Origin of the sequence: Pseudomonas sp. L7, assembly GCF_046605565.1 — a bacterium.
Taxonomy (GTDB): domain Bacteria; phylum Pseudomonadota; class Gammaproteobacteria; order Pseudomonadales; family Pseudomonadaceae; genus Aquipseudomonas; species Aquipseudomonas wayambapalatensis.
In genome coordinates, this window is sequence record NZ_CP176784.1 from 3,156,536 (window position 1) to 3,176,977 (window position 20,442).

The following is a 20,442-nucleotide window of genomic DNA, read 5'->3' on the forward strand; positions in this document are numbered from 1 at the left end:
GGCGGCCCTCTATTCACAGGGTTAGCGATACATGAACGATTTTGACTACATCATCGCCGGCGCAGGCTCGGCCGGCTGCATACTCGCCGCGCGCCTGAGCGAGTCGGGGCGCCACAGCGTGCTGCTGCTCGAAGCCGGCGGCAAGGACAGCTCGCCATGGTTCAAGCTGCCGGTGGGCTTCGCCAAGCTCTACTACAACCCCACCTTCAACTGGATGTACTACACCCAGCCCCAGGCCCATCTGGCCGGGCGCAACCTGTATGCACCGCGCGGCAAGGTGCAAGGCGGCTCGGGTTCGATCAACGCGATGATCTACGTGCGCGGCCAGGCCCATGATTTCGATGACTGGGCCGCCAATGGCGCCGAGGGCTGGTCGTTCAAGGACGTGCTGCCGTATTTTCGCAAGCTCGAATCGCACCCGGCCGGGGCCAGTGAATACCACGGCGCCAGCGGGCCGATCGGCATCACCCCGATGAAAGGCCAGGCCCATCCGATCTGCGATGTGTTTCTCGAGGGTTGCGAGCAACTGGGCTATCCGCGCAGCGAAGACTTCAACGGCAAGCACTTCGAAGGGGCCGGCATCTATGACGTCAACGTGCGTGATGGACGACGCAGCTCCAGCAGCTTCGCCTACCTGCACCCGGCGCTGGGTCGCCCGAACCTGCACATCGAGCATCACGCTTTGGTCGAACAGGTGCTGCTCGAGGGCAAGCGCGCGGTCGGCGTACGCATTTCGCAGAACGGCATGGCGCGCGAGTTCCGTGCCCGGCGCGAGGTGATCCTGGCGGCCGGTGCGGTGGACACGCCAAAGATCCTGCAACTTTCCGGCATCGGCGACCGCGCCCTGCTCGACCGGCACGGCATCGACACCCGTCACCACTTGCCGGCAGTGGGCAAGAACCTGCAAGACCACCTGTGCGTGAGCTACTACTACAAGGCCAATATCCCGACCTTGAACGATGTGTTCGGCTCGCTGCTGGGCAAGCTCAAGCTCGGCCTGCAATACCTGCTGACCCGCAAGGGGCCGCTGGCGCTGAGCGTCAACCAGTCCGGTGGGTTCTTCCGCAGCGATGCCCAACAGGCGCACCCGAACCTGCAGTTGTACTTCAACCCGCTGTCGTACCAGATTCCCAAGAACAACAAGGCCAGTCTGCAGCCGGAGCCTTACTCGGGTTTCCTGCTGTGCTTCAATCCGTGCCGACCGACCAGCCGCGGCGAAGTCCGCATCGCCTCGCGCGATCCGCGTGAGCCTGCGCTGATCGATCCGAACTACCTGAGCACGCAGAAAGACATCGACGAGGCCATCCAGGGCAGCCGTCTGATGCGCTCGATCATGCAGGCCCCGGCGCTGCGCGCGATCACGGTCGAGGAAGTGCTGCCGGGCCCGGCAGTGGACGATGACGCGAGCATGCTGCAGTACTTTCGCGAGAACTGCGGGTCGATCTATCACCTGTGCGGCAGTTGCGCGATGGGCAACGACCCGTCGACCAGCGTGGTGGACGCGCGGTTGGCGGTGCATGGGCTGGACGGGCTGCGCATCGTCGATGCCTCGGTATTCCCCAATGTGACCTCAGGCAATACCAACGCAGCAGTGATGATGGTGGCAGAAAAAGGGGCAGACCTGATTCTCGAATCGGCCGAGCAGAGTGCCCCGATCCTGGCCGAGACTCAACGACGCTCGGCCTGAGCGGCACAGGCGAATCGGGCGAGCTGCACGGCAGCTTGCCCGGTTTTAGTGAGTGAAAACGCGACTCCACGCCACAAAACAATCCATTTGAATACTAAATTCAGCGCCAATCATCCATTTGAGCGAAGAACGCCTGAGCATTCGCCTCCAGGCTCTGCAGGTGATAGCCGCCCTCCTGCACGATCAGGCATGGCAGCCCCAGCTCGCGAATCCGCTCGCCAAGCGTGGCGAAGCCCTGGGTCGTGACCGCCACCTTGCTCTGCGGGTCGAGTTCGTAGATATCGAAGCCGAGCGACAGCACCAGCACCTCGGCATCGAAATCCTTCAGCGCATCCAGGGCAATGTCCAGTTGCACCAGGAAGTCCCCCTCGCTCGCGCCATGGGCCATCGGCAAGTTCAGGTTGTAACCCTTGCCCTCGCCTGCGCCACGCTCATCGGCAAAGCCGGCCACGCCCGGGTAGAAGTTGGTGGGATCACCGTGCACCGAGACATACAGCACATCGCTGCGCGTGTAGAAGATCTCCTGGATGCCCTGGCCGTGGTGCATGTCGGTGTCCAGCACGGCGACCTTGTGGTAGCGCTCGCGCAATACCTGGGCGGCGACGGCCGCATTGTTGAGGTAGCAGAAACCGCCTGCGGCATCGAAGCGCGCGTGGTGCCCCGGCGGACGGCACAGGGCGTAGGCCGCACGTTCGCCGTCGAGAATCGCGCGGGCCCCGGCGACCGCACTCTGCGCCGACCAGTAGGCCGAGCGCCAGGTCTGCTCGCCCACCGGGCAACTGCCATCGGCCAGGTAGCGCGCCGCCTGGGCCAGGATGCCGCGCAAGGCGTTGGGCTCGCGCACGAAGATGTTCGACATCACTTCATCGCCCCAATCCTCGGGCACTTCTTTCCAGCGCGCGTGCGCCTCCTGGAGGAAGGCCAGGTAGGCCTCGCCGTGCACCGCGACGAGCGGCGCCAGGCCGGCATCCTGCGGTTGGCGGATGTCCATGTCCAGGTCGCGGGCCGCTTGCAGTAGGCGCTGAGCGCGCTCAGGGACTTCCTGAGGGGTGCGCATGGCACCACGGGAGTAGTAGCTGCGCGGATGGTGCAGCAGTTGTTCGGGGTGAAAATAGCAGCGCATCAGGCCTCTCCTGGTTCGACACGGCCGGCACGGGCCAGCACGGCGTTGAGCAATACATCGGCGCCGTTACGGGCGTCGTCGGGCAGCACGTCTTCGGCTTCGTTGTGGCTCAGGCCGCCCACGCAAGGGATGAAGATCATGGCTGTCGGGCAGTAGCGCGCCAGCAGAATCGCATCGTGCCCGGCGCCACTGACGATCCGCTGCTGGGTATGGCCGAGGGCATCGACCGCGTGCTGCACCGCCGCCACGCACTCGGCATCGAACGGGGTGGCCGGGCTGACCCAATGCCGCGCGACGCTCACACGCAAGCCGCGCTGGGCGGCGACAACCTGCAGTAACTCACCCAGTTGACGTTCCATGGCCTCGATGGCTTCGTCACGGTGATGGCGCAGGTCGACGGTAAAACGCACCACGCCCGGGATGGTATTGCGCGACGCTTTGCCGATGGACAGCTCGCCCACCGTGGTCAGGCCTTCGGGGGCGAAGTCGGCCGCCAGTTGCTCCACCGCCTGGATCATCCGCGCGGCGCCATACAACGCATCCTTGCGCAGCGCCATCGGCGTGGTGCCAGCGTGGGCGGCCATGCCCTGGACCGTGACGTCGAGCCAGCGAATCGCCTGACCGCCCGTCACCACGCCAATGCTCTTGGCGTTGTCTTCCAGGATCGGCCCCTGCTCGATGTGCGCCTCGAAATAGGCGTCCACCGGCCCGCCCAATGGCCGCTCACCGGCATAGCCAGTGGAGGCCAGCGCCTCGGCGACGCTGATACCATCGGCATCCTGGATCGCCAGGGCCTGCTGCAGATCGAGCACGCCAGTGAACACCGCCGAGCCGAACATCGCTGGGGTGAAGCGTGCGCCCTCTTCGTTGGTCCACACGGCGATTTCCAGCGGCTTGTGGGTGTGGATGCCGAGGTCGTTCAAGCGGCGCACCACTTCCAGGCCGGCCAGCACCCCATACACGCCGTCGAAGCGTCCACCTTCAGGCTGGGTGTCCAGGTGGCTGCCCATCATCACTGGCGCAGCCTGCGGGTCGAGGCCGGGGCGTCGGGCGAACAGGTTACCGATGGCATCCACCGACAGGCTCAGGCCAGCCTCGCGGCACCAACCGACGAACAGCTCGCGGCCGGCCTTGTCGTCCTCGCTCAAGGCCAGGCGGCAACTGCCGCCACGGGCGGTAGCGCCCACCTCGGCCATGGCCATCAGGCTCGCCCACAGGCGTTCGCCATTGCTTTTCAACATCATGGGTACTCCAGTCGAATCGGGATTTCAGGCCAGCTCGAGGCGCTGGCTGTGGGCATACTGGCGCGCCAGGGCCAGTACACAGACCAGCGAGATGCTGGCGATCAAGGTGTAGAACAGCGCCATCGGCCACCAGTGGCCACTGAACTGATGGGCAAGCCAGGTGCCGATCAACGGCGTCAGGCCACCGGCGATGGCGCCGCACACCTGGTAGGCCAGGGAAATCGCGGTGTAGCGCACGCGCGTCTGGAACATGCCGCTGACGAAGCCAGCAATCACCGCGTAGAACGACGCCATGCACGCAGCCGCCAGGGCGATACCGAGCACGATCAGCGGCCCCTGCCCGGAGCTGACCAGCACGAACATCGGGTAAGGCGAGGCCATCGCCAACAGCGCCATCAGGGCAAGGAAGCGGGTGGCGCCGAGCATCTCCGACAGCCAGGCCGCGATGGGCTGCACACAGAACTGGATGATCGCCACGAAGAACAGGCATTCGAGGATCAGCGAGCGCTCCAGGTGCAGCTGCTGGGTGGTGTAGCTGATCATGAAGGTGTTGGTGAAGTAGACGCCGGCGATGCCCAGCGTATTGGCACCGATGCACAGCAACAGCGGACGCCAGGCGGTACGCAGCACCTCCAGCACCGGCGCCTGCTCCTTGCGCTGGGCCTTGAGCGCCTGTTCGCGGCTGGCGATGAACTCCGGCGACTCGTTGACCCCCAGGCGAATCGCCAGGCCGACCAGCAGCAACAGCGCACTGGCCAGGAACGGCAGGCGCCAGCCCCAGCTCATCAGGTCTTCTTCCGGCAGGCGGGTGACGGCGCCAAAGGCCAGCAGCGAGAGGATCAGCCCCGCCGGGCTGCCCAGTTGGGCGAACGATGCGAAGAAGGTACGCCGGCCCTTGGGCGCATGCTCGCCCGCCATCAACACCGCCCCACCCCACTCGCCACCCACGGCGATGCCCTGGACGATACGCAGCAGGATCAACAGCACCGGTGCGGTGGCGCCGATCTGTGCGTAGGTCGGCAGCAGGCCGATCCCGATGGTGACCACCCCCATCATCAGCAGGGTGATGACCAGGGATTTCTTGCGCCCGATGCGGTCACCCACATGACCGAACACGATGCCGCCCAATGGCCGGGCGAAAAAGCCGACGGCGAAGGTGCCGAAGGCCGCCATGGTGCTGAACAGGCTGTTGTCGGAAGGAAAGAACAAGGCACCGAACACCAGGGCGGCGGCGGTGGCGTAGATGTAGAAGTCGTACCATTCGATCATGGTGCCGATGAACGCGGCGGCCGCGGCCCGGCGCGGCTGGGGCGAAGCGGAAGGCTGCATGGGGCTGGCTCCTTTGCTTGTTGTTCTGGCAGGAGTTGAGGGTCACGGTGGCGCTCTCTGGCGCTTGGTCTTGCTGCAGGGGTGGCCTCTTCGCGGGCAAGCCCGCTCCCACTGGCCCTCTGCATGCCCTTGATTTATCTACCCGGGGCTATGATTAGTCAATTTTCTATTTATTATTCGAACTATTAGCCATGCTTATCATTCGAGCCCATCATGTCCGACCGCCTGCTCAACGACCGCCTCGACTGGAACCTGCTGCGCACCTTTCGGGTGATCGGCCAGGAACTCTCCATCAGCCGCGCCGCCGCTCGCCTGCACCTTACGCAACCGGCCGTGAGCCAGGCGCTCAAACGCCTGGAAGAACAACTCGGCCGCCAGCTCATCGCCCGCCGCGGCCCACGCTTCGTGCTCACCGAAACGGGCGAGCAACTGTTCCAGCTCGCCGGCGAGGTGTATGGACAGATGTCGCAGATCGGTGGGCTGCTGGAGCAACCTGCTGACGAAGTGGTGGGCAAGGTGCGGTTGCTGATGATCAGCCGTATCGTCAGCGAGCGCTTCGACGACTTTCTCGCCGACTTTCATCGCCAGCACCCTCGGGTGGAGTTGGAAATCGACGTGATGCGCAGTTCCGACATCGTCGCGGCCCTGCAGGAAAAGACCGCCACCGCAGGCCTGAGCCTCAACCGCCGTGCGCAACCGCGCCTGGAGCAGCGCCTGTTCCTGCGCCAGCGCTATGCCTTCTTCTGCGGCAAGCACCACGCACTGTTCGGCGCCCAGGAAGGCGACCTGCAACGGGAGAATTTCGTCAGTTTCACCAGCGACCAGATTGGCGGCATGCTCTCGCCATTGACCATCTTCCGCGACCAGCAAGGGTTCTCCGGCAGGATCGTCGCGTCCTCCCCGAGCCTTGAAGAGGTGCGTCGGCTGGTGATCGCAGGGTTCGGTATAGGCTGCCTGCCCGAGCATGTGGTGGCAGCGGATGTGCAGGCCGGGCTGCTCTGGAAGCTGGCGCCGCATGAAGGCATTGCCGATGTGGATATCCACCTGCTGTGGAACCGCGAGCAACGCTTGAGTCGGGCCGAGGGGGTGTTTGTCGAGGCGTTGCAGCGGTGTCTGGAGCACTGAACCCTGTGTGAGACGATCCAGAGGTCGGTCTACGCCAGAGGAAAATGCACTAGGTTCTGCACGAAAAGTCTTGAGACGCAGGTCAGGCTGTTTTCAACGCAGCATGAACAAGTATCAAGGCTTTTCGTACAGAGCCTAGGGCCAGTTTGCTTGAGATTTGCCTTTCAGTAAAAGATACCGGTGGTTGCTGCAAAGGCGGTTTGATGGTGCCTGAGTTGTCGGCTGGGGCGGATGACATGAGGTCAGAGTGCACAACCCTGACCCCATGAGTTTCGTTCTCAGTACACGATGTATAGCGCTCCTAGCGCCAACCAGATTACATGTGTTGTTGGTGTGCTGGACACCTCCAGCATCGTTATTTGCTCACCCGGCCCGGCCTCAAGCGAGTAATATTTGTCAGTGGGTGAAAATGAAAGTGTTTTGTGGTTGTTAATTGGGCGGACGTTGATTGAGGTTAAAGCCTTACCGCCATTGAATGCCTTGATCGTACCATTGCCCGAGGCGCCAAAGAATACTTTGCGTGCAGGCTTGAATAGGGTAAGTCGATAGGTGCTTGAATACTTTACAGGGCTGTTCTCGAACGCCCTCCCGGCACTAATCATACGCGGGCCTGCCCTATGAGGGCTATGCGTAAATCTGACAAGGAAATCCTGATCCGAGCATTGAAGTCTGAGGGCCGAAAGATTTTGGTTGTAGTGCCTGGAGAGGCCAGTATTTGAAGACTCGTACGTTTCAACCTGAATAGCGTCGATCAATTCCAGTAGCAAGGGTTTTGAGTGCAGTGGCTCGGTAGCGCCTTGGGGTGTTATTTCGGCGAGAATTAGTACTGTTTTTCCCTCGACAGAAAGTAGTTTCCAAAGAGGCAGCTTGATGATTTGTGTGCCAGTGCCAGTTACAATGTGCGGGTCACTTGCAAGTCCTGCGTACTTGATGATGATCTTGTCGCCTGCAGCCATATTGGTGTATGGCTGGACCTCGATTGAAAGATATCCATCGGACAGATCTCCCAAGGCCAGTTTTCCGCTTTTCGCCGCAGGTACCGTCACCTCGTATCGCGACTTCTTCACCATTTCAGCCGTTGCGATTCTGAAGTTGAAATCTTGGGAGGCCCGGCTTGGCTTACCTTTCCAGCGCACAATGTAGTAGACCGTTACATCTACGGGTTTCTCGTCGCTGAGCTCCAGCTCCTCGGCGGGTATTTGGAAGGGGCAGGCTTCGTCGCCCGGTTCCAGTACCTGTTCATCTTCATAAAATGAACCGTCCGAGCGAGACCAGTACAACTCAATCGTACAAGGTGCGGGTTGCTCGGCGCCTGATGGGATGATGATTTCCATGTTGTATTTGTAGTCGCTACACTCGGGATCGAGGATGCCGTCCGTCAGCGTCGGCTCGGTCACCGGTGCCGGTAACGATTCTGAGAGGTAGCCCAGCTGATAGGTCGATCGTGGAGAGTAGCCCAACCTGCCGTTACGGTTCACTTGGTAGGACACGTCGACGAAACCGCCGTCAAACGGCATGAGGTAGTCTTTGCCCGCCAATTTGATTGTCAGTTGTTTACCAACTTGTTTGGCTGAAACCCGGTATCGTTTGCTGGTCTTGAGTGACACTGTCCCATCGGCTGCGGTGCCACGCCATTCAACAATTATTTCGTCTTCTGCCTGTAGCAGGGCATCCGTTGGAATCACGACATGGATGGCCTGCAGATCGCTATCGATCCAATCATCCTCGGCCTCTGCCAGAAGTGGAGGATGTGCAACCGACATCCCCTTGAAGCTGATGAATGTCGAGGGTGAGGCTATCTGCTGGCCAGCGCGCACCACGCGATATGTCACCCGGGCGCTGCCACCACCCAGCGGCGTCAGGGCCTCATTCGGTATGTCGAACGTTGGCGGCGTTGCCGTGTCCGTCACCGGCTTCGGCCCAGCGGTGAAAGGGATCTCGAGACCCTCCTCGGTGCACCCCTCCCAGCTCAGCACTACGCTGTCACCTGATCTGAAGGGGCCTGGTAAATGCACTGTCAGGTGCGTACCTTCAAAAATTTCAGGGGACGCATCCCCCTCGATCAGCGCCCCGTCCTTGTCGCGCAGCAATGGTGCCTGCAGCTCCGAGGCCTGAAGCTTGACCGCCACCAGTGTGGCATGTGACCCCTCCGACTCATTGCCGACCTCGTCAACCACATAGTAACTTACCGGTACGGCAACTCCATCGCCTGCAAGTTTGAATGTGGCCTCGCTTACATCAATCGACACTTCCTGACCGCGCTCGGCCTCGGTGACTTTGCGTGTGATCAGGACATGACCGACATAGAGATGGATGACGTCTTCTGCCGACATGGTGAGATAAGCGGGGATGGTGACCCTGGCATGGCTGCGTCCCGGTTCAATCGTGCGCGGTACAACTCGGGGGGCAGTAAGTTTCTCACCAATGCCCTGTTCACCCTCAACCCCGGGTTGACCCACTCGATACAGTGTCTTCACCGCAGGTGACTCAACAAAGGTGCTGTTCGCGCGCCGCACAAGATAATACAGTGAGCCCGTACCTGGAAGTGGTACATCTGAAGGGTCTACCTGCAACGTCAGAAAAGCGTTTTCCTCGCCTGGCCGAACTTTATGGCTGGCAACTTCCTTACCGTTCCACATCAATTTTACAGTGTCGTGAGCTTTCATCGACTTATAGTTCGGGACGATGACCAACAACCCGTCGCCGTACTCGGCAACCAGCTCGTCGCTGATACCCAAGTCTTCATTGGAGTTCAGGAGTAGCGATTCGTAGATCAATGGGCGAGGCGCATCACTGCTGCTGTCGTTTGGGTATTTGCGTCCAATGAACTCCTGATAATTCTTGAGCAGTTCATCAATGACTGTTCTGCCGTTAGAATCATCGTTAATCACATCTGCGTCGACCTGCTTTTTTTCATGAACTTCCATGACCGTAAACACTCCATTAGTTGTCTTGTGGTAGACCTGTATAGCGATTTCCGGCATTCAAGTACGGACTCTATATCCTGTGCAAAATTGACATCGGCAGCATAGGTTCTGTCAGCAAGGAAAGTCTACTGGTAGAAATAACAGGTAATGGGAGCTGGCAGGGTTTGAATAGCGTGCGGCGTAGCGCAAGCATGATGCTTGCCGAGTCTGGATGTTGCCATCCAGCAGCAGGGTTGGAGAAATGCTCCTGCATCCGTTCCGCTCCCGGGAGGATCGCACTGTAGGCTGCGTCCGGAGCCTCAGCGCTTGACGGGTTCCTGCCCGCCATCTCCGTTCGCAAGGCCTCCGTTTACCCTTCTTACGTCGCGTTTGGCGGCGCCTGAGCTAGGCTCTGTCTGAAAAAAGCCGTCGCATACACCGCATGACGCAAGCCAGCGAGACCATTGCGGCATAACTTTTTGCGAGCTTGTCGAAGCGCGTGACGATTCGGCGGTTCTCTTTTAGCCAGCCGAACATGCGTTCGATGATGTTGCGCTGTCGATATTTGGGGCGATCAAACAGTCTCGGCAAGCCGGGTTTGGGCTTGCGTTTCATTGAGCGTAGTGGAATGACCGGCTGCATCCGATATCGATCGCAGTAACGGCGCAAGGCCTCGGCGTCGTAGCCTGTGTCAGCCAGCAACCATTTGCATCGTTTGCGTGGACGACCACGCTGCTTTGTCGGGATGCTGACATCATCAAGCAACGGCTGGGCATAGCTGATGTCGCTGGCTTGGCCGCCAGAGAGAAGGAAGCGCAACGGTATCCCGTTGGCGTCGCAGAGCATACGGATTTTGGTTGTCAGGCCGCCGCGACTGCGGCCTAGGCTCTGTATGAAAAACCTTGATACTCGGTGATGCTGCGTTGAAAACAGCCTCGGAATGCTCATTTACAACCCGTAAAGTCGAGCGCGACCCCGGCCGTTCCTCGGCTGTTTTCGCCTTGCCTGACCTTCGTCTCAAGGCTTTTCATACAGACCCTAGTAAAAATGTCAGGCGCGGTGAAGTAGACGAAGTCGAGCGCCTGCAGCATTTCGATGAAGCGGCGCGCAGCTACAGCTACTCGATCCTGCAGAACCCCTTCCCGATCGGCGACTACCTGGCGACCCTGCGGATAAAGGCCGACGGTGATGGCAGCCTGGTGGAGTGGTTCGGGGAGTTCACGCCCAACGGCGTCAGCGAAGCTGAGGTTCAAGCCCTGTTCAAGGGCATCTATGAAGGCGGCCTGGAGGCGCTGGCCAAGACCCTGGGCTGAGTGTCATCGGCTCCGACGTTGCAGGGCGACGCCGGAGCCTTCGCACAGGTGGGCAGCCCTGTTGACCCACAGGCAAAAGTGATTGTCCCGACCGCTACTTTTTCCCAAGCCACCTGCTGCCGAGAATCTCCCGACTTCATTTCACACCTCGGAGATTCCATGAAAGTGTTCAAACCCCTGCTCCTGGCCACCGCACTGGCCGCAACCGCGCACAGTGCACTGGCCGCCGACTGGCAAGCGTCGCCCTATGGCGCACAGGATGAAATCGGCGCCGCCAACCTGCTCACCCCCGAGGTGGTCAAGCAGGCCGCCGAGTTGATCAAGACCGGCAAGACCTACCCCCTCGCCGTGCCGGTGAGCAAGGACCTGCCGGCCTTCCGCCACCGCAGCTTCCACCTCTACAACATCCAGCCCGGCGAACAGGCCGGCCAGACCCTCGGTCGCAACAAGTTCACCTTCAACGATGAACTGGTCAACGGCTGGACCGGCGTCGGTACCCAGCTCAACGGCATCGGCCATATCGGCATCGACAACGTCTACTACAACGGCAACAAGGCTGCCGATTTCGTCACGGTCGAAGGCGTGACTAGGCTGGGCATCGAAAAGGTGCCGCCGATGGTGACGCGCGGCGTGGTGCTGGACATGACCGCACACTACGGCAAGGCCATCGTTCCCGGCGGCACCGCGTTTACCGTCGCCGACATCCAGGCCGTGCTGAAAACGCAGCACATCACCCTGCGCAAAGGCGATGTGGTGCTGTTCAACACCGGCTGGCTGGAGTTGATCGGCAAGGATAACGCACAGTTCCTCGCCACCGAGCCCGGCATCGACCTGCCAGCTGCGCAATGGCTGGCCGACCAGGGTATCGTCGCCTTCGGCGGTGACACCTGGGCCTCGGAGGTGTATCCGAACCCCACGGGCGAAGAGTTCCCGGTCAACCAGTTCATGCTGGCCAAGCGCGGCATCTACAACCTCGAGCTGATCGATACCCGGGCGCTGGTCAAGGACAAGGCCTTCGAGTTCATGTTCGTGCTTGGCCAGCCGCTCTACAAAGGCTCGACCCAGGTGAACATCAACCCGGTGGCGATTCGCTGATCGAGGCGCTGCGGCCCGCCCTGTCTACAGGGCGGATCACACGTTCGGCCACTGTTCCAGCAGGATCGAGACGAACTTCTCCGCCGCTGGCGACAATGAGGCGCCGCGGCGATACACAAGACCCAGCGTGCGAGTCACCTCAGGCTCGATCAGCGGCACGCTGACCAGGGTCGGGTGATCGGCCGCCGGCATCGCCAGGCTCGGCATCGCCGACACCCCCAACCCAGCCTCGACCATACCTAGCGAGGTCGACAGGTGCTGCACCTCGTAGAACCATTTGGGCCGCAGCCCCAATCCCGACAGCGCGTGGTCGAGCAGCATGCGGTTGCCGCTGAGTCGCCCTACCCCGATCAGCCGGTGCTCTGCCAGCTCCGTCCAGCTCACCGACACGCGCCCGGCCAGCACATGGTCACGCCGACAGGCCAACACGAACTGTTCCTGCACCAGTGGGACGAACTCGATGTCCGGATGCTGCCCGCTCATCATGTTAATCCCGAAATCGGCCTCGCCACGCAGCACCGCCTCAAGCCCATCGTTGGCACTGAGGTCGAGCAGGCGGATGCGAATCTTGGGGTACTGCTCGTTGTAGAGGCGAATCACCGAGGGCAGGAAATAAAACGCTGCCGTGGGGATGCAGGCCAGAGTCACCTGCCCGGTCTGGCGCTCGGCCAGCTCGCGAATGCTCAGGATCGAATCCTCGAAATCGTCCAGCAGGCGCCGGGCCTTGGGTAGAAAGTCACGCCCGACACTGGTCAGCCCGACCCGCCGCGTGGTGCGTTCGAGCAAGGGTGTCCCAAGGCCATCCTCGAGCTTCTTGATGCGTCGGCTCAAGGCGGGCTGCGATAAATGCAAAACCTCCGCTGCCTCGTGAAAACTACCCAGTTCGGCGATTTTCACGAAAGATCGTATGTCCTGAAGTTCATATTCCATGCTGATTCTCTTTCAGACACTGACCGTCAATTTATTTATAAAACGCAATAATAGCGACGATATTTGCATTGGATTGATTTATCCACCCCTGTCACTCTTGTCCCAGACACATCAATGATGCCCATTGATCAACAAGAGTTAGATTTCATGCAACGAATTCCTTGCGTGCTCATGCGCGGCGGGACCTCCAAAGGCCCCTTCTTCCATGCCTGGGACTTGCCGTCCAATATCGTCGAGCGCGACGAGATGCTGATATCCCTGATGGGCTCTGGCCATGAACTGGAAATCGACGGCATTGGCGGTGGCAGCCCACAGACGAGCAAAGTTGCGATCATCAGCCCTTCACTGCACCCCGATGCCGATGTCGATTATCTGTTCGTGCAGGTGATGGTCGCCGAGCGCCGTGTCGATACTGCGCCCAACTGCGGCAATATGCTGTGCGCGGTCGGGCCCTTCGCCATCGAACAAGGGTTGGTCAAAGGTGACGACGGCCAGACGCTGGTGCGCATCCGCAACCTCAATACCGGCACATTCGTCAATTCGCTGGTACAGACGCCTGGCGGCATCGTGCGCTACGAGGGTCGTACCGCCATCGACGGCGTTCCAGGTACAGCCGCCCCCGTGCACCTGACATTCCTCGATGCCGTCGGCAGCAAGACCGGCAGCCTGTTCCCCACTGGCCAGTCCCAGCAGGTGATCGATGGCGTACCAGTCACCTGCATCGACATGGCCATGCCGATGATGATCGTCGACGCCCGGCACCTGGGGCTTGAGGGCAGCGAGAGCCCGGCTCAACTGGACGCCGATGCAAAGCTGCTCAAACGCCTCGAAGCCCTGCGGCTGAAAGCCGGCCGGGCCATGGGCCTGGGAGATGTGAGCAACATGGTGATCCCAAAGCCGGTGGTCGTGTCTGCCCCACGCTTCGACGGCACGCTGCAGGTTCGTTACTTCATGCCGCACAACTGCCACCGGGCGCTGGCGATCACCGGCGCTATCGGCCTGGCCACTGCCTGTGTCAGCCCGGGCACAGTGATCGGCGACCTGCTCGGCGAACAGGCCCAGGCCCTGCGTGAGGTACGTCTGGAGCATCCAAGCGGGGTCATCGACATCGCCCTGTCGCGCTCCGGTGCCGATGGCCAGACCTTGCAAGCTTCGGTGGTACGGACCGCACGCCGATTGTTCTCGGGGTTCGTCTACGCACCGTCCACGCGGCGACTCGCAGGCTAAGCCCGATTTAGCTCCATCCAGCGCATCCGCACAACTTCAATAATGGGTGATGCCTTATGAAACTCATGAAATCGCTGTACTTCCAGATCCTCTGCGCCGTCCTGCTAGGCGTGGTGGTCGGACACTTCTGGGGGCAACAGGCCGTTGCGCTCAAGCCCCTGGGCGATGCCTTCATCAAGCTGATCAAGATGATGATCGCACCCGTGGTGTTCTGCACCATCGTCACCGGCATCGCCGGCATGACCGACCGCCGTTCGCTGGGTCGGCTGATGAGCAAGACCTTGTTGCTGTTCCTGGTGTTGACCGTGGTCAGCCTGATCATCGGCCTGGTCGCGGTGTACCTGTTCCGTCCAGGCGTGGGCATGAACATCGACCCAGCGACCCTCAGCACTGCGGGCCTGAGCCAATACACCACCTCCGCCGCCAAACTGGGCGTGGTGGACTTCTTCATGCATATCATCCCCGAGACCTTCATCGGTGCCTTCGACAAAGGCGAAGTGCTGCCGGTGCTGTTCATCGCCGTGCTCTGCGGTTTTGCCCTCTCAGCCATGGGCGAATCCGCAAGGCCGGTGCTGGAGGTGCTGGAGTCAGCCTCGCAGATGGTGTTCCGCATCTTCGGTTACCTGATGCGCTTCGCCCCGATCGGTGCCTTTGGCGCGCTGGCCTTCACCGTGGGCCAGTACGGGATCACCTCGCTCGGCGCCTTGGCCAAGCTGATCGGCACCTTGTACATTGCCTGCGCCTTCTTCGTGATAGTGGTGCTGGGCGGCATCTGCCGGGCACATGGCTTCAGCCTGTGGAAGCTGCTGCGCTACCTGCGCGAAGAGTTCCTGGTGGTGTTGGGGACATCGTCCACAGAGCCGGTGCTGCCACGCATGCTGGAAAAGCTCCAGGCTCTTGGCTGCAAGAAAGGCGTGGTGGGCCTGGTGCTACCGACCGGCTACTCGTTCAACCTCGACGGCACCGCGATCTACCTGTCGCTGGCCGCGGTGTTCATCGCCCAGGCCTGCAACATCGACCTGAGCCTCGGCCAGATCCTGACCATGCTGGCGATCATGCTGCTGTCGTCCAAAGGGGCTGCAGGTGTGACCGGCAGCGGCTTCGTCGCCTTGGCTTCGACCCTTACGGTCATCCACGACATCCCGCTGGCCGGCCTTGCATTGCTGATCGGTATCGACCGCTTCATGTCCGAGGCGCGGGCCCTCACCAGTCTGGCGAGCAATGCGGTAGCCACCGTGGTCATTTCGTTGTCGGAGAACGCCTGCGACCGTGAAACGCTCATGCGCACCCTGGCCAACGGCAAAGCCGACACCCCGGCCGAGCAGGCCTGGCAGCCTACCCAGGCTGCAACCCCACCCCATCGTACTCACTGACATTCACCTCACTTGATCCCCCGCCTCGGGCGGGGGCTGGCGGACGCCTGCGCGCCAGGCGACCATGACGACAATAAAAACAAGAGAAACGACCCATGCTTGCACTCCTAGGCCTGGTCATGGTGGTGACCTTCACCTACCTGATCATGAGCAAACGCCTGTCCCCGATCGTCGCGCTCACTGTGGTGCCGATCGTCTTTGCCCTCATCGGCGGCTTCGCCCCGGACCTGGGCAAAATGATGCTCGACGGCCTGAAGATGGTTGCGCCTTCAGCCGCCCTGCTGCTGTTCGCCATCCTGTTCTTCGGCCTGATGATCGATGCCGGCCTGTTCGACCCGCTGATTCGCAAGATCCTCAAGCGTGTCAATGGCGACCCGATCAAGATCGCCATCGGCACCGCGCTGCTGTCACTGCTGGTGGCCCTCGACGGCGACGGTACCACCACCTACATGATCACCTGTGCGGCGATGCTGCCGCTGTACAAGCGCATCGGCATGAACCCGATGATTCTGGCCACGATTTCCATGCTGTCGCTGAGCATCATGAGCGGCATGAGCCCTTGGGGTGGCCCGGCGACCCGCGCTATCGCCGCGCTTGGCCTGGATGCGACCGAGTACTTCATCCCGATGCTGCCGACGGTGATCGGAGGTGCCGCCTGGGTGGTGTTCACCGCGTTCCTGCTCGGTCGTGCCGAACGCCGACGCATCGGCAACGTGGCGCTGGAGTCCGGGGGCGGCAACTGCTACATCAAGGAGATCCTCGGCGATAACCCGCACAAACGCCCACGCCTGGCCTACGTCAACCTGGTGCTGGTGATCATCGTGATGAGTGCCCTGGTCATGGGCCTGATGCACGCTGCGATCCTGTTCATGATCGGCTTCGTCGCGGCACTGATGATCAACTACCCGCAGCTCGAGGTGCAGAAAGAACGCATCCTCGCCCATTCCGGCAACGCCATGACCGTGGTGCTGCTGGTGTTCGCAGCGGGCATCTTCGCCGGCATCTTCTCCGGCACCAAGATGGTCGATGCGCTGGCCCAGACGCTGGTGGACTGGATCCCAGAGGCCTGGAGCCACTGGTTCCCGCTGGTGGTGGCGCTGACCAGCATGCCGCTGACCTTCGTGCTCTCCAACGATGCCTACTACTTCGGCGTGGTGCCGATCCTGGCCAACGCTGCGGCAGCCTACGGCATCGATCCTGTGGAGATTGCCCGGGCTTCGGTGCTCGGCCAACCGGTGCACCTGATGAGCCCGCTGGTGGCCTCGACCCTGCTGCTTGTGGGCATGGTCGACCGCGACATCGGTGACTTCCAGAAGGCCACGGTGAAATGGGCGGTGCTGACCTCGCTGGTGATCACCGCGTTGGCGCTGCTCACCGGCGCCCTGTCCTTCTTCGTCTGAACCACTGCGCGGCGCCAACTGGCGCCCGCCCTCTGTGCGACCCACATTAGAGTACCGATCATGTCTCGAATCGTTCTGCGAGGGGCCGGCTGTGCCCTGCTCTGCGGCTGCATGCCAGTTGCTGGCGCTGCCGGTTTCATCGATGACAGCACACTGAAGCTGCAACTGCGCAACGTCTATTTCAACGAGAATTTCCGTGACGAACACGGCATGAGCAGCCGTGCTGCCGCCAACGCCAAGAGCGAACGAGTGGAATGGGCCCAAGGCTTTCTGCTCGATTATCAATCCGGCTATACCCCGGGTGTCCTGGGGCTTGGCATCGATGCGTCGGGCCTGCTTGGCGTACGCCTGGACTCTGGTCGTGGACGCAGTGGCACAGGCCTGCTGCCGGTGCACGACGACGGCCACGCCGCTGAAGAATTCGCCAGCGCCGGCGTCACTGCCAAGGCACGCCTGGGCAAGACAGTCGTCAAGCACGGAACACTGCTGCCCAAGACCCCCGTGCTGGTCTACAACGACGCCCGCCTGCTGCCGCAGACCTACCAGGGCAGCCAACTGGTCAGCAACGACCTCGACAACCTCACCCTCACATTCGGACATCTGGATCGCTTCAAGCTACGCGACTCATCGAACAGCACCGGGCTGTTTCTGGACGGCTACAGCGGTCGCGAATCCGGCGATTTCAGCTACGGCGGCGCCGACTACGCGGTCAGCAAGCAATTGCGCCTGAGTTATTTCCACGGCGAGTTGAGCGACTTCTACCGCCAGGACTTCGCCGGCATTCAACATGACCTGCCGCTGGGCGGGGGCACGCTTGCCAGCGACCTGCGCTATTTCAGGAGCCGCGACGACGGCGCGGCCCAGGCCGGACGCATCGACAACCACATGCTCAGCGGGCAACTGACCTACAGCCACAGTGGCCATGCCTTCGGCGCCGGCTACCAGGTGCTGCGCGGCGACGCCGGCCTGCCCTACATCAGCGGCGCGACCGTGTATTCGTTCAGCAACGTCGGTATCGGAAAATTCATCGAGGAAGACGAAAAGACCTGGATGGCCAGCTATGCCTACAACTTCGCTGCCGCAGGGGTTCCCGGACTGACCTTCATGACCCGCTACCTGAGCGGCGACAACCACCGCTCAGGTGAGGACGGGTTGCGCGAATGGGAACGCGACGCGGAACTTGCCTACGTTGTGCAATCCGGACCGTTCAAGGGGCTGGGCGCCAAGCTGCGCAACTACGTGTACCGCTCGGATTTCGCCCGTGGCCGCGATAGCAATCGGCTCTACCTGACCTACGATATCGTGCTTTGGTGACCGACCTGTGCCGGTATCGATCGATACCGGCAAATCACCCCTCGGCCAAGGGCACACAGCCCTGGTAACGCCGTCAAGGTTACGGGACGCTTCGCCTATAGCCCACTGATCTTGCGGTGAGCGACCGAGTTCGACAGTGCCTCAGGCAAACACCTCTTCGATAAAGCGCTCCAGCCCCTCGGCCTCGAGGATCTCGATCGAAAAGTGCCCGAACTGCTTGGGCAGCCAGATGATCCGCCCGCCTCCCGGCGCTTGCAGGTCATTCCGGGCCAGCGGGTTGCCATTCTCGTCCTCGGGCTGGACACCTTGCGCCATCAGCTGGTCGTACACCACCTCGATGTCCGGGGTCGAATAGCAATGGCGGTAGATAGTGCCCTCGCCCTGGGTCTCGAGCAGCGTCTTGAGATTGCCTGCCAGCGGCTGGACCAGCATGAAACGCTCCGCCCCCATCAGCACCACGGCGTAGCGCACATGCAGACCGCCGCGCTCCCAGACCTGGGTTTTCGAGATCCGCGCACCGAGTACCCGTGCGTAATACGCACACGCGGCCTCCAGGTCGCTGACCAGTACATCGACATGACTGAATTTCAGATCCATTGCTTGACTCGCTTTGCGGGGGAACAGTCTGGCGGGAAAGGGCAATCAATCTTCCACAGGCCGCAACCCTGCGTCCATCGTTGTTTACATAAGCTAGGCTAATCGGCTATCAGCAACATTCGCTCTACTGATCAGTACGGGCCAGGCACACTGGCGAACTTTTCAGACGCAGAGCTCCCCCATGTCAGGCGAAAAATCCATCACCGCGCTGCTGCGCGGCATGAGCCCCAACCTCAACCCCGGCGAATACGTATTCTGCACCGTGGCCGACAGCGCAGTGCTGCAGGGCAGCGAAGTGCTCGGCAGCTTCCGCGAGCAGGAAGGCTTGACCGTGATCCTCGAACGCTCCCGCGCCGATGCGCTGGGCCTGGAGTACAGCTTCGTCGCGGCCTGGATCACCCTGACCATCCACTCCGCGCTCGATGCCGTCGGCCTCACTGCGGCCTTCGCCAGCGCACTTGGAGAAGCGGGCATCAGTTGCAACGTGATCGCCGCCTATTATCACGACCATATCTTTGTCGCCAGCAGCGACGCCGCCCAGGCGATGGCAGTTCTCCAGGCGCTGTCGCGCGGTGGCGATACACACTGAAGAGGGCTCGTGCAGCGTTGGCGAATTCGGCTATCGTCTGACCTCCCCCAGACCCGCTCGGACCGCCGCACATGCACATTGTCATCCCCGACGACTACCAGAACGTGATCCGCACGCTCGACTGCTTCGCCCGCCTGGGCAACCACCAGGTCACTGTCCTCCATCAACTGCAACCGGCCACCGAGGACCAGCTCGTCGAGCGCTTTGCCGATGCCGACGCGCTGGTGCTCACCCGCGAGCGCACGCGCATCGACGCGGCGCTGCTCGACCGGTTGCCCAAGCTCAAGCTGATCAGCCAGACCGGCAAGGTATCCAGCCATCTGGACCTGGCTGCCTGCACCGCACGTGGCGTTGTCGTGACCGAAGGCCGCGGCTCGCCGGTGGCGCCGGCGGAGCTGGCATGGACGCTGATCCTCAACGCTCGCCGTCAATTGGTGCCGGCGATCGATGCCTTCAGGCAAGGGCGCTGGCAGGTCAACCTGGGCCAGGCCCTGGCGGGGCAGACCTTGGGGATCTGGGGATACGGCAAGATCGGCCAACGCCTGGCGCGCTACGCCCAGGCCTTCGACATGCCGGTGCTGGTATGGGGCAGCGAGAGCAGCCGCGCGGCTGCCCAGGCCGATGGCCACCGGGCTGCAGCCTCGCGCGAGGCGTTCTTTGCCGACGCCGACATTGTCAGCCTCAACCTGCGCCTGTCCGACAGCACTCGCCACCTCGTGACCGGCGATGACCTGGCACGCATGAAGCCCGACGCCTTGCTGGTGAACGTCAGCCGCGCCGAGCTGATCGCCCCGGGTGCCCTGCTCGCGGCGCTGGACAATGGACGCCCGGGCTTTGCTGCCCTGGATGTGTACGAGAGCGAACCGCTGCTCGACCCTGCCCACCCCTTGCTCCAGCACCCGCGCGTGCTGTGCACGCCGCACCTGGGGTATGTGGAGAAGGCGGGCTACGAGCTGTACTTCGGTGATGCTTTCGACAATGTGCGGGCGTTTTTCGAGGGTGCGCCGATGAATGTGGCCAATCCGGATGCGCTGGGGCGTGGTCGCTGAGCACAGCCTGGACTTGCCGCAAGCGCCGCGATAAAGAGCCAATTCCTACAGCGAACTACTCCACGTCCGACAGAGAGCCATGACCACAGAGAAATACCCTACGCAACCTGTCGACTCCCGTCTGATTGTCCCGGGGAAGCC

The 20,442-nt window shown here is 61.7% G+C and carries 15 protein-coding genes and 2 pseudogenes; 10 read left to right on the forward strand and 7 right to left on the reverse strand.

Annotated features, from left to right (window positions below; translation table 11 throughout):
- Positions 1 to 31 precede the first annotated feature (31 nt).
- Complete coding sequence (locus ACK3BK_RS14235) at positions 32 to 1,687, forward strand: GMC family oxidoreductase (RefSeq protein ID WP_411382665.1); 1,656 nt, start codon at positions 32 to 34, stop codon at positions 1,685 to 1,687.
- Positions 1,688 to 1,787: 100 nt separating this feature from the next.
- Here ACK3BK_RS14235 and ACK3BK_RS14240 read toward each other — a convergent pair whose 3' ends face one another.
- From ACK3BK_RS14240 to ACK3BK_RS14250, 3 genes are read right to left on the reverse strand one after another with little or no spacing between them, the layout of a single operon-like run.
- Positions 1,788 to 2,810, reverse strand: coding sequence for a histone deacetylase family protein (locus tag ACK3BK_RS14240; protein ID WP_411382666.1), 1,023 nt, complete (start codon positions 2,808 to 2,810; stop codon positions 1,788 to 1,790).
- Entirely contained in the window at positions 2,810 to 4,051 is a 1,242-nt protein-coding gene (locus tag ACK3BK_RS14245; protein ID WP_411384476.1) for a Zn-dependent hydrolase, read from the reverse strand. Before ACK3BK_RS14245 ends, ACK3BK_RS14240 begins: the two co-directional genes overlap by 1 nt.
- A gap of 27 nt (positions 4,052 to 4,078) precedes the next feature.
- Entirely contained in the window at positions 4,079 to 5,383 is a 1,305-nt protein-coding gene (locus ACK3BK_RS14250) for an MFS transporter (RefSeq protein WP_411382667.1), read from the reverse strand.
- A gap of 213 nt (positions 5,384 to 5,596) precedes the next feature.
- On the opposite strand from ACK3BK_RS14250, the gene ACK3BK_RS14255 reads away from it, so the two are divergent.
- A complete protein-coding gene (locus ACK3BK_RS14255) occupies positions 5,597 to 6,508 on the forward strand; it encodes a LysR family transcriptional regulator (RefSeq protein WP_411382668.1) in 912 nt (303 codons plus the stop codon).
- Between the two features lie 278 nt (positions 6,509 to 6,786).
- Here the strand turns inward: ACK3BK_RS14255 and ACK3BK_RS14260 are convergent, their stop codons facing one another.
- Together ACK3BK_RS14260 and ACK3BK_RS14265 are read right to left on the reverse strand one after the other, a co-directional pair.
- Positions 6,787 to 9,435 (reverse strand): hypothetical protein, encoded by a 2,649-nt coding sequence (locus tag ACK3BK_RS14260; protein ID WP_411382669.1) that lies wholly within the window; start codon positions 9,433 to 9,435, stop codon positions 6,787 to 6,789.
- Between the two features lie 384 nt (positions 9,436 to 9,819).
- Positions 9,820 to 10,302, reverse strand: a pseudogene (locus ACK3BK_RS14265) (IS5 family transposase); the annotation flags it as partial.
- A 185-nt stretch (positions 10,303 to 10,487) separates the two neighbouring features.
- Between ACK3BK_RS14265 and ACK3BK_RS14270 the strand changes: the two are divergent.
- Positions 10,488 to 10,727 (forward strand): annotated as a pseudogene (locus ACK3BK_RS14270) (SRPBCC family protein); the annotation flags it as partial.
- Positions 10,728 to 10,886: 159 nt separating this feature from the next.
- Positions 10,887 to 11,822, forward strand: coding sequence for a cyclase family protein (locus tag ACK3BK_RS14275; protein WP_411382670.1), 936 nt, complete (start codon positions 10,887 to 10,889; stop codon positions 11,820 to 11,822).
- 36 nt (positions 11,823 to 11,858) lie between these two features.
- Here ACK3BK_RS14275 and ACK3BK_RS14280 read toward each other — a convergent pair whose 3' ends face one another.
- The gene (locus ACK3BK_RS14280; RefSeq protein ID WP_054891435.1) at positions 11,859 to 12,752 is read right to left on the reverse strand and encodes a LysR family transcriptional regulator; all 894 of its coding nucleotides are present in this window, start codon (positions 12,750 to 12,752) and stop codon (positions 11,859 to 11,861) included.
- Positions 12,753 to 12,899: 147 nt separating this feature from the next.
- Here ACK3BK_RS14280 and ACK3BK_RS14285 point away from each other — a divergent pair, with 147 nt between their 5' ends.
- The 4 genes from ACK3BK_RS14285 (at position 12,900) to ACK3BK_RS14300 (ending at position 18,066) form a co-directional block, all read left to right on the forward strand.
- A complete protein-coding gene (locus ACK3BK_RS14285) occupies positions 12,900 to 13,979 on the forward strand; it encodes a 4-oxalomesaconate tautomerase (protein ID WP_186707739.1) in 1,080 nt (359 codons plus the stop codon).
- Between the two features lie 56 nt (positions 13,980 to 14,035).
- Positions 14,036 to 15,352 carry a C4-dicarboxylate transporter DctA gene (gene dctA, locus ACK3BK_RS14290; RefSeq protein WP_288374980.1) on the forward strand — a complete coding sequence of 439 codons (1,317 nt, stop codon included), beginning with the start codon at positions 14,036 to 14,038 and terminating at the stop codon, positions 15,350 to 15,352.
- 95 nt (positions 15,353 to 15,447) lie between these two features.
- The gene (locus tag ACK3BK_RS14295; RefSeq protein WP_186664122.1) at positions 15,448 to 16,752 is read left to right on the forward strand and encodes a CitMHS family transporter; all 1,305 of its coding nucleotides are present in this window, start codon (positions 15,448 to 15,450) and stop codon (positions 16,750 to 16,752) included.
- A gap of 60 nt (positions 16,753 to 16,812) precedes the next feature.
- Complete coding sequence (locus tag ACK3BK_RS14300; RefSeq protein WP_411382671.1) at positions 16,813 to 18,066, forward strand: OprD family porin; 1,254 nt, start codon at positions 16,813 to 16,815, stop codon at positions 18,064 to 18,066.
- A gap of 141 nt (positions 18,067 to 18,207) precedes the next feature.
- On the opposite strand, the gene ACK3BK_RS14305 is transcribed toward ACK3BK_RS14300, so the two are convergent.
- Positions 18,208 to 18,663, reverse strand: coding sequence for a VOC family protein (locus tag ACK3BK_RS14305; RefSeq protein ID WP_411382672.1), 456 nt, complete (start codon positions 18,661 to 18,663; stop codon positions 18,208 to 18,210).
- Positions 18,664 to 18,844: 181 nt separating this feature from the next.
- On the opposite strand from ACK3BK_RS14305, the gene ACK3BK_RS14310 reads away from it, so the two are divergent.
- Complete coding sequence (locus ACK3BK_RS14310; protein ID WP_411382673.1) at positions 18,845 to 19,252, forward strand: ACT domain-containing protein; 408 nt, start codon at positions 18,845 to 18,847, stop codon at positions 19,250 to 19,252.
- 71 nt (positions 19,253 to 19,323) lie between these two features.
- Complete coding sequence (locus ACK3BK_RS14315) at positions 19,324 to 20,301, forward strand: D-2-hydroxyacid dehydrogenase family protein (RefSeq protein WP_186664110.1); 978 nt, start codon at positions 19,324 to 19,326, stop codon at positions 20,299 to 20,301.
- The last annotated feature ends 141 nt before the right edge of the window (positions 20,302 to 20,442 follow it).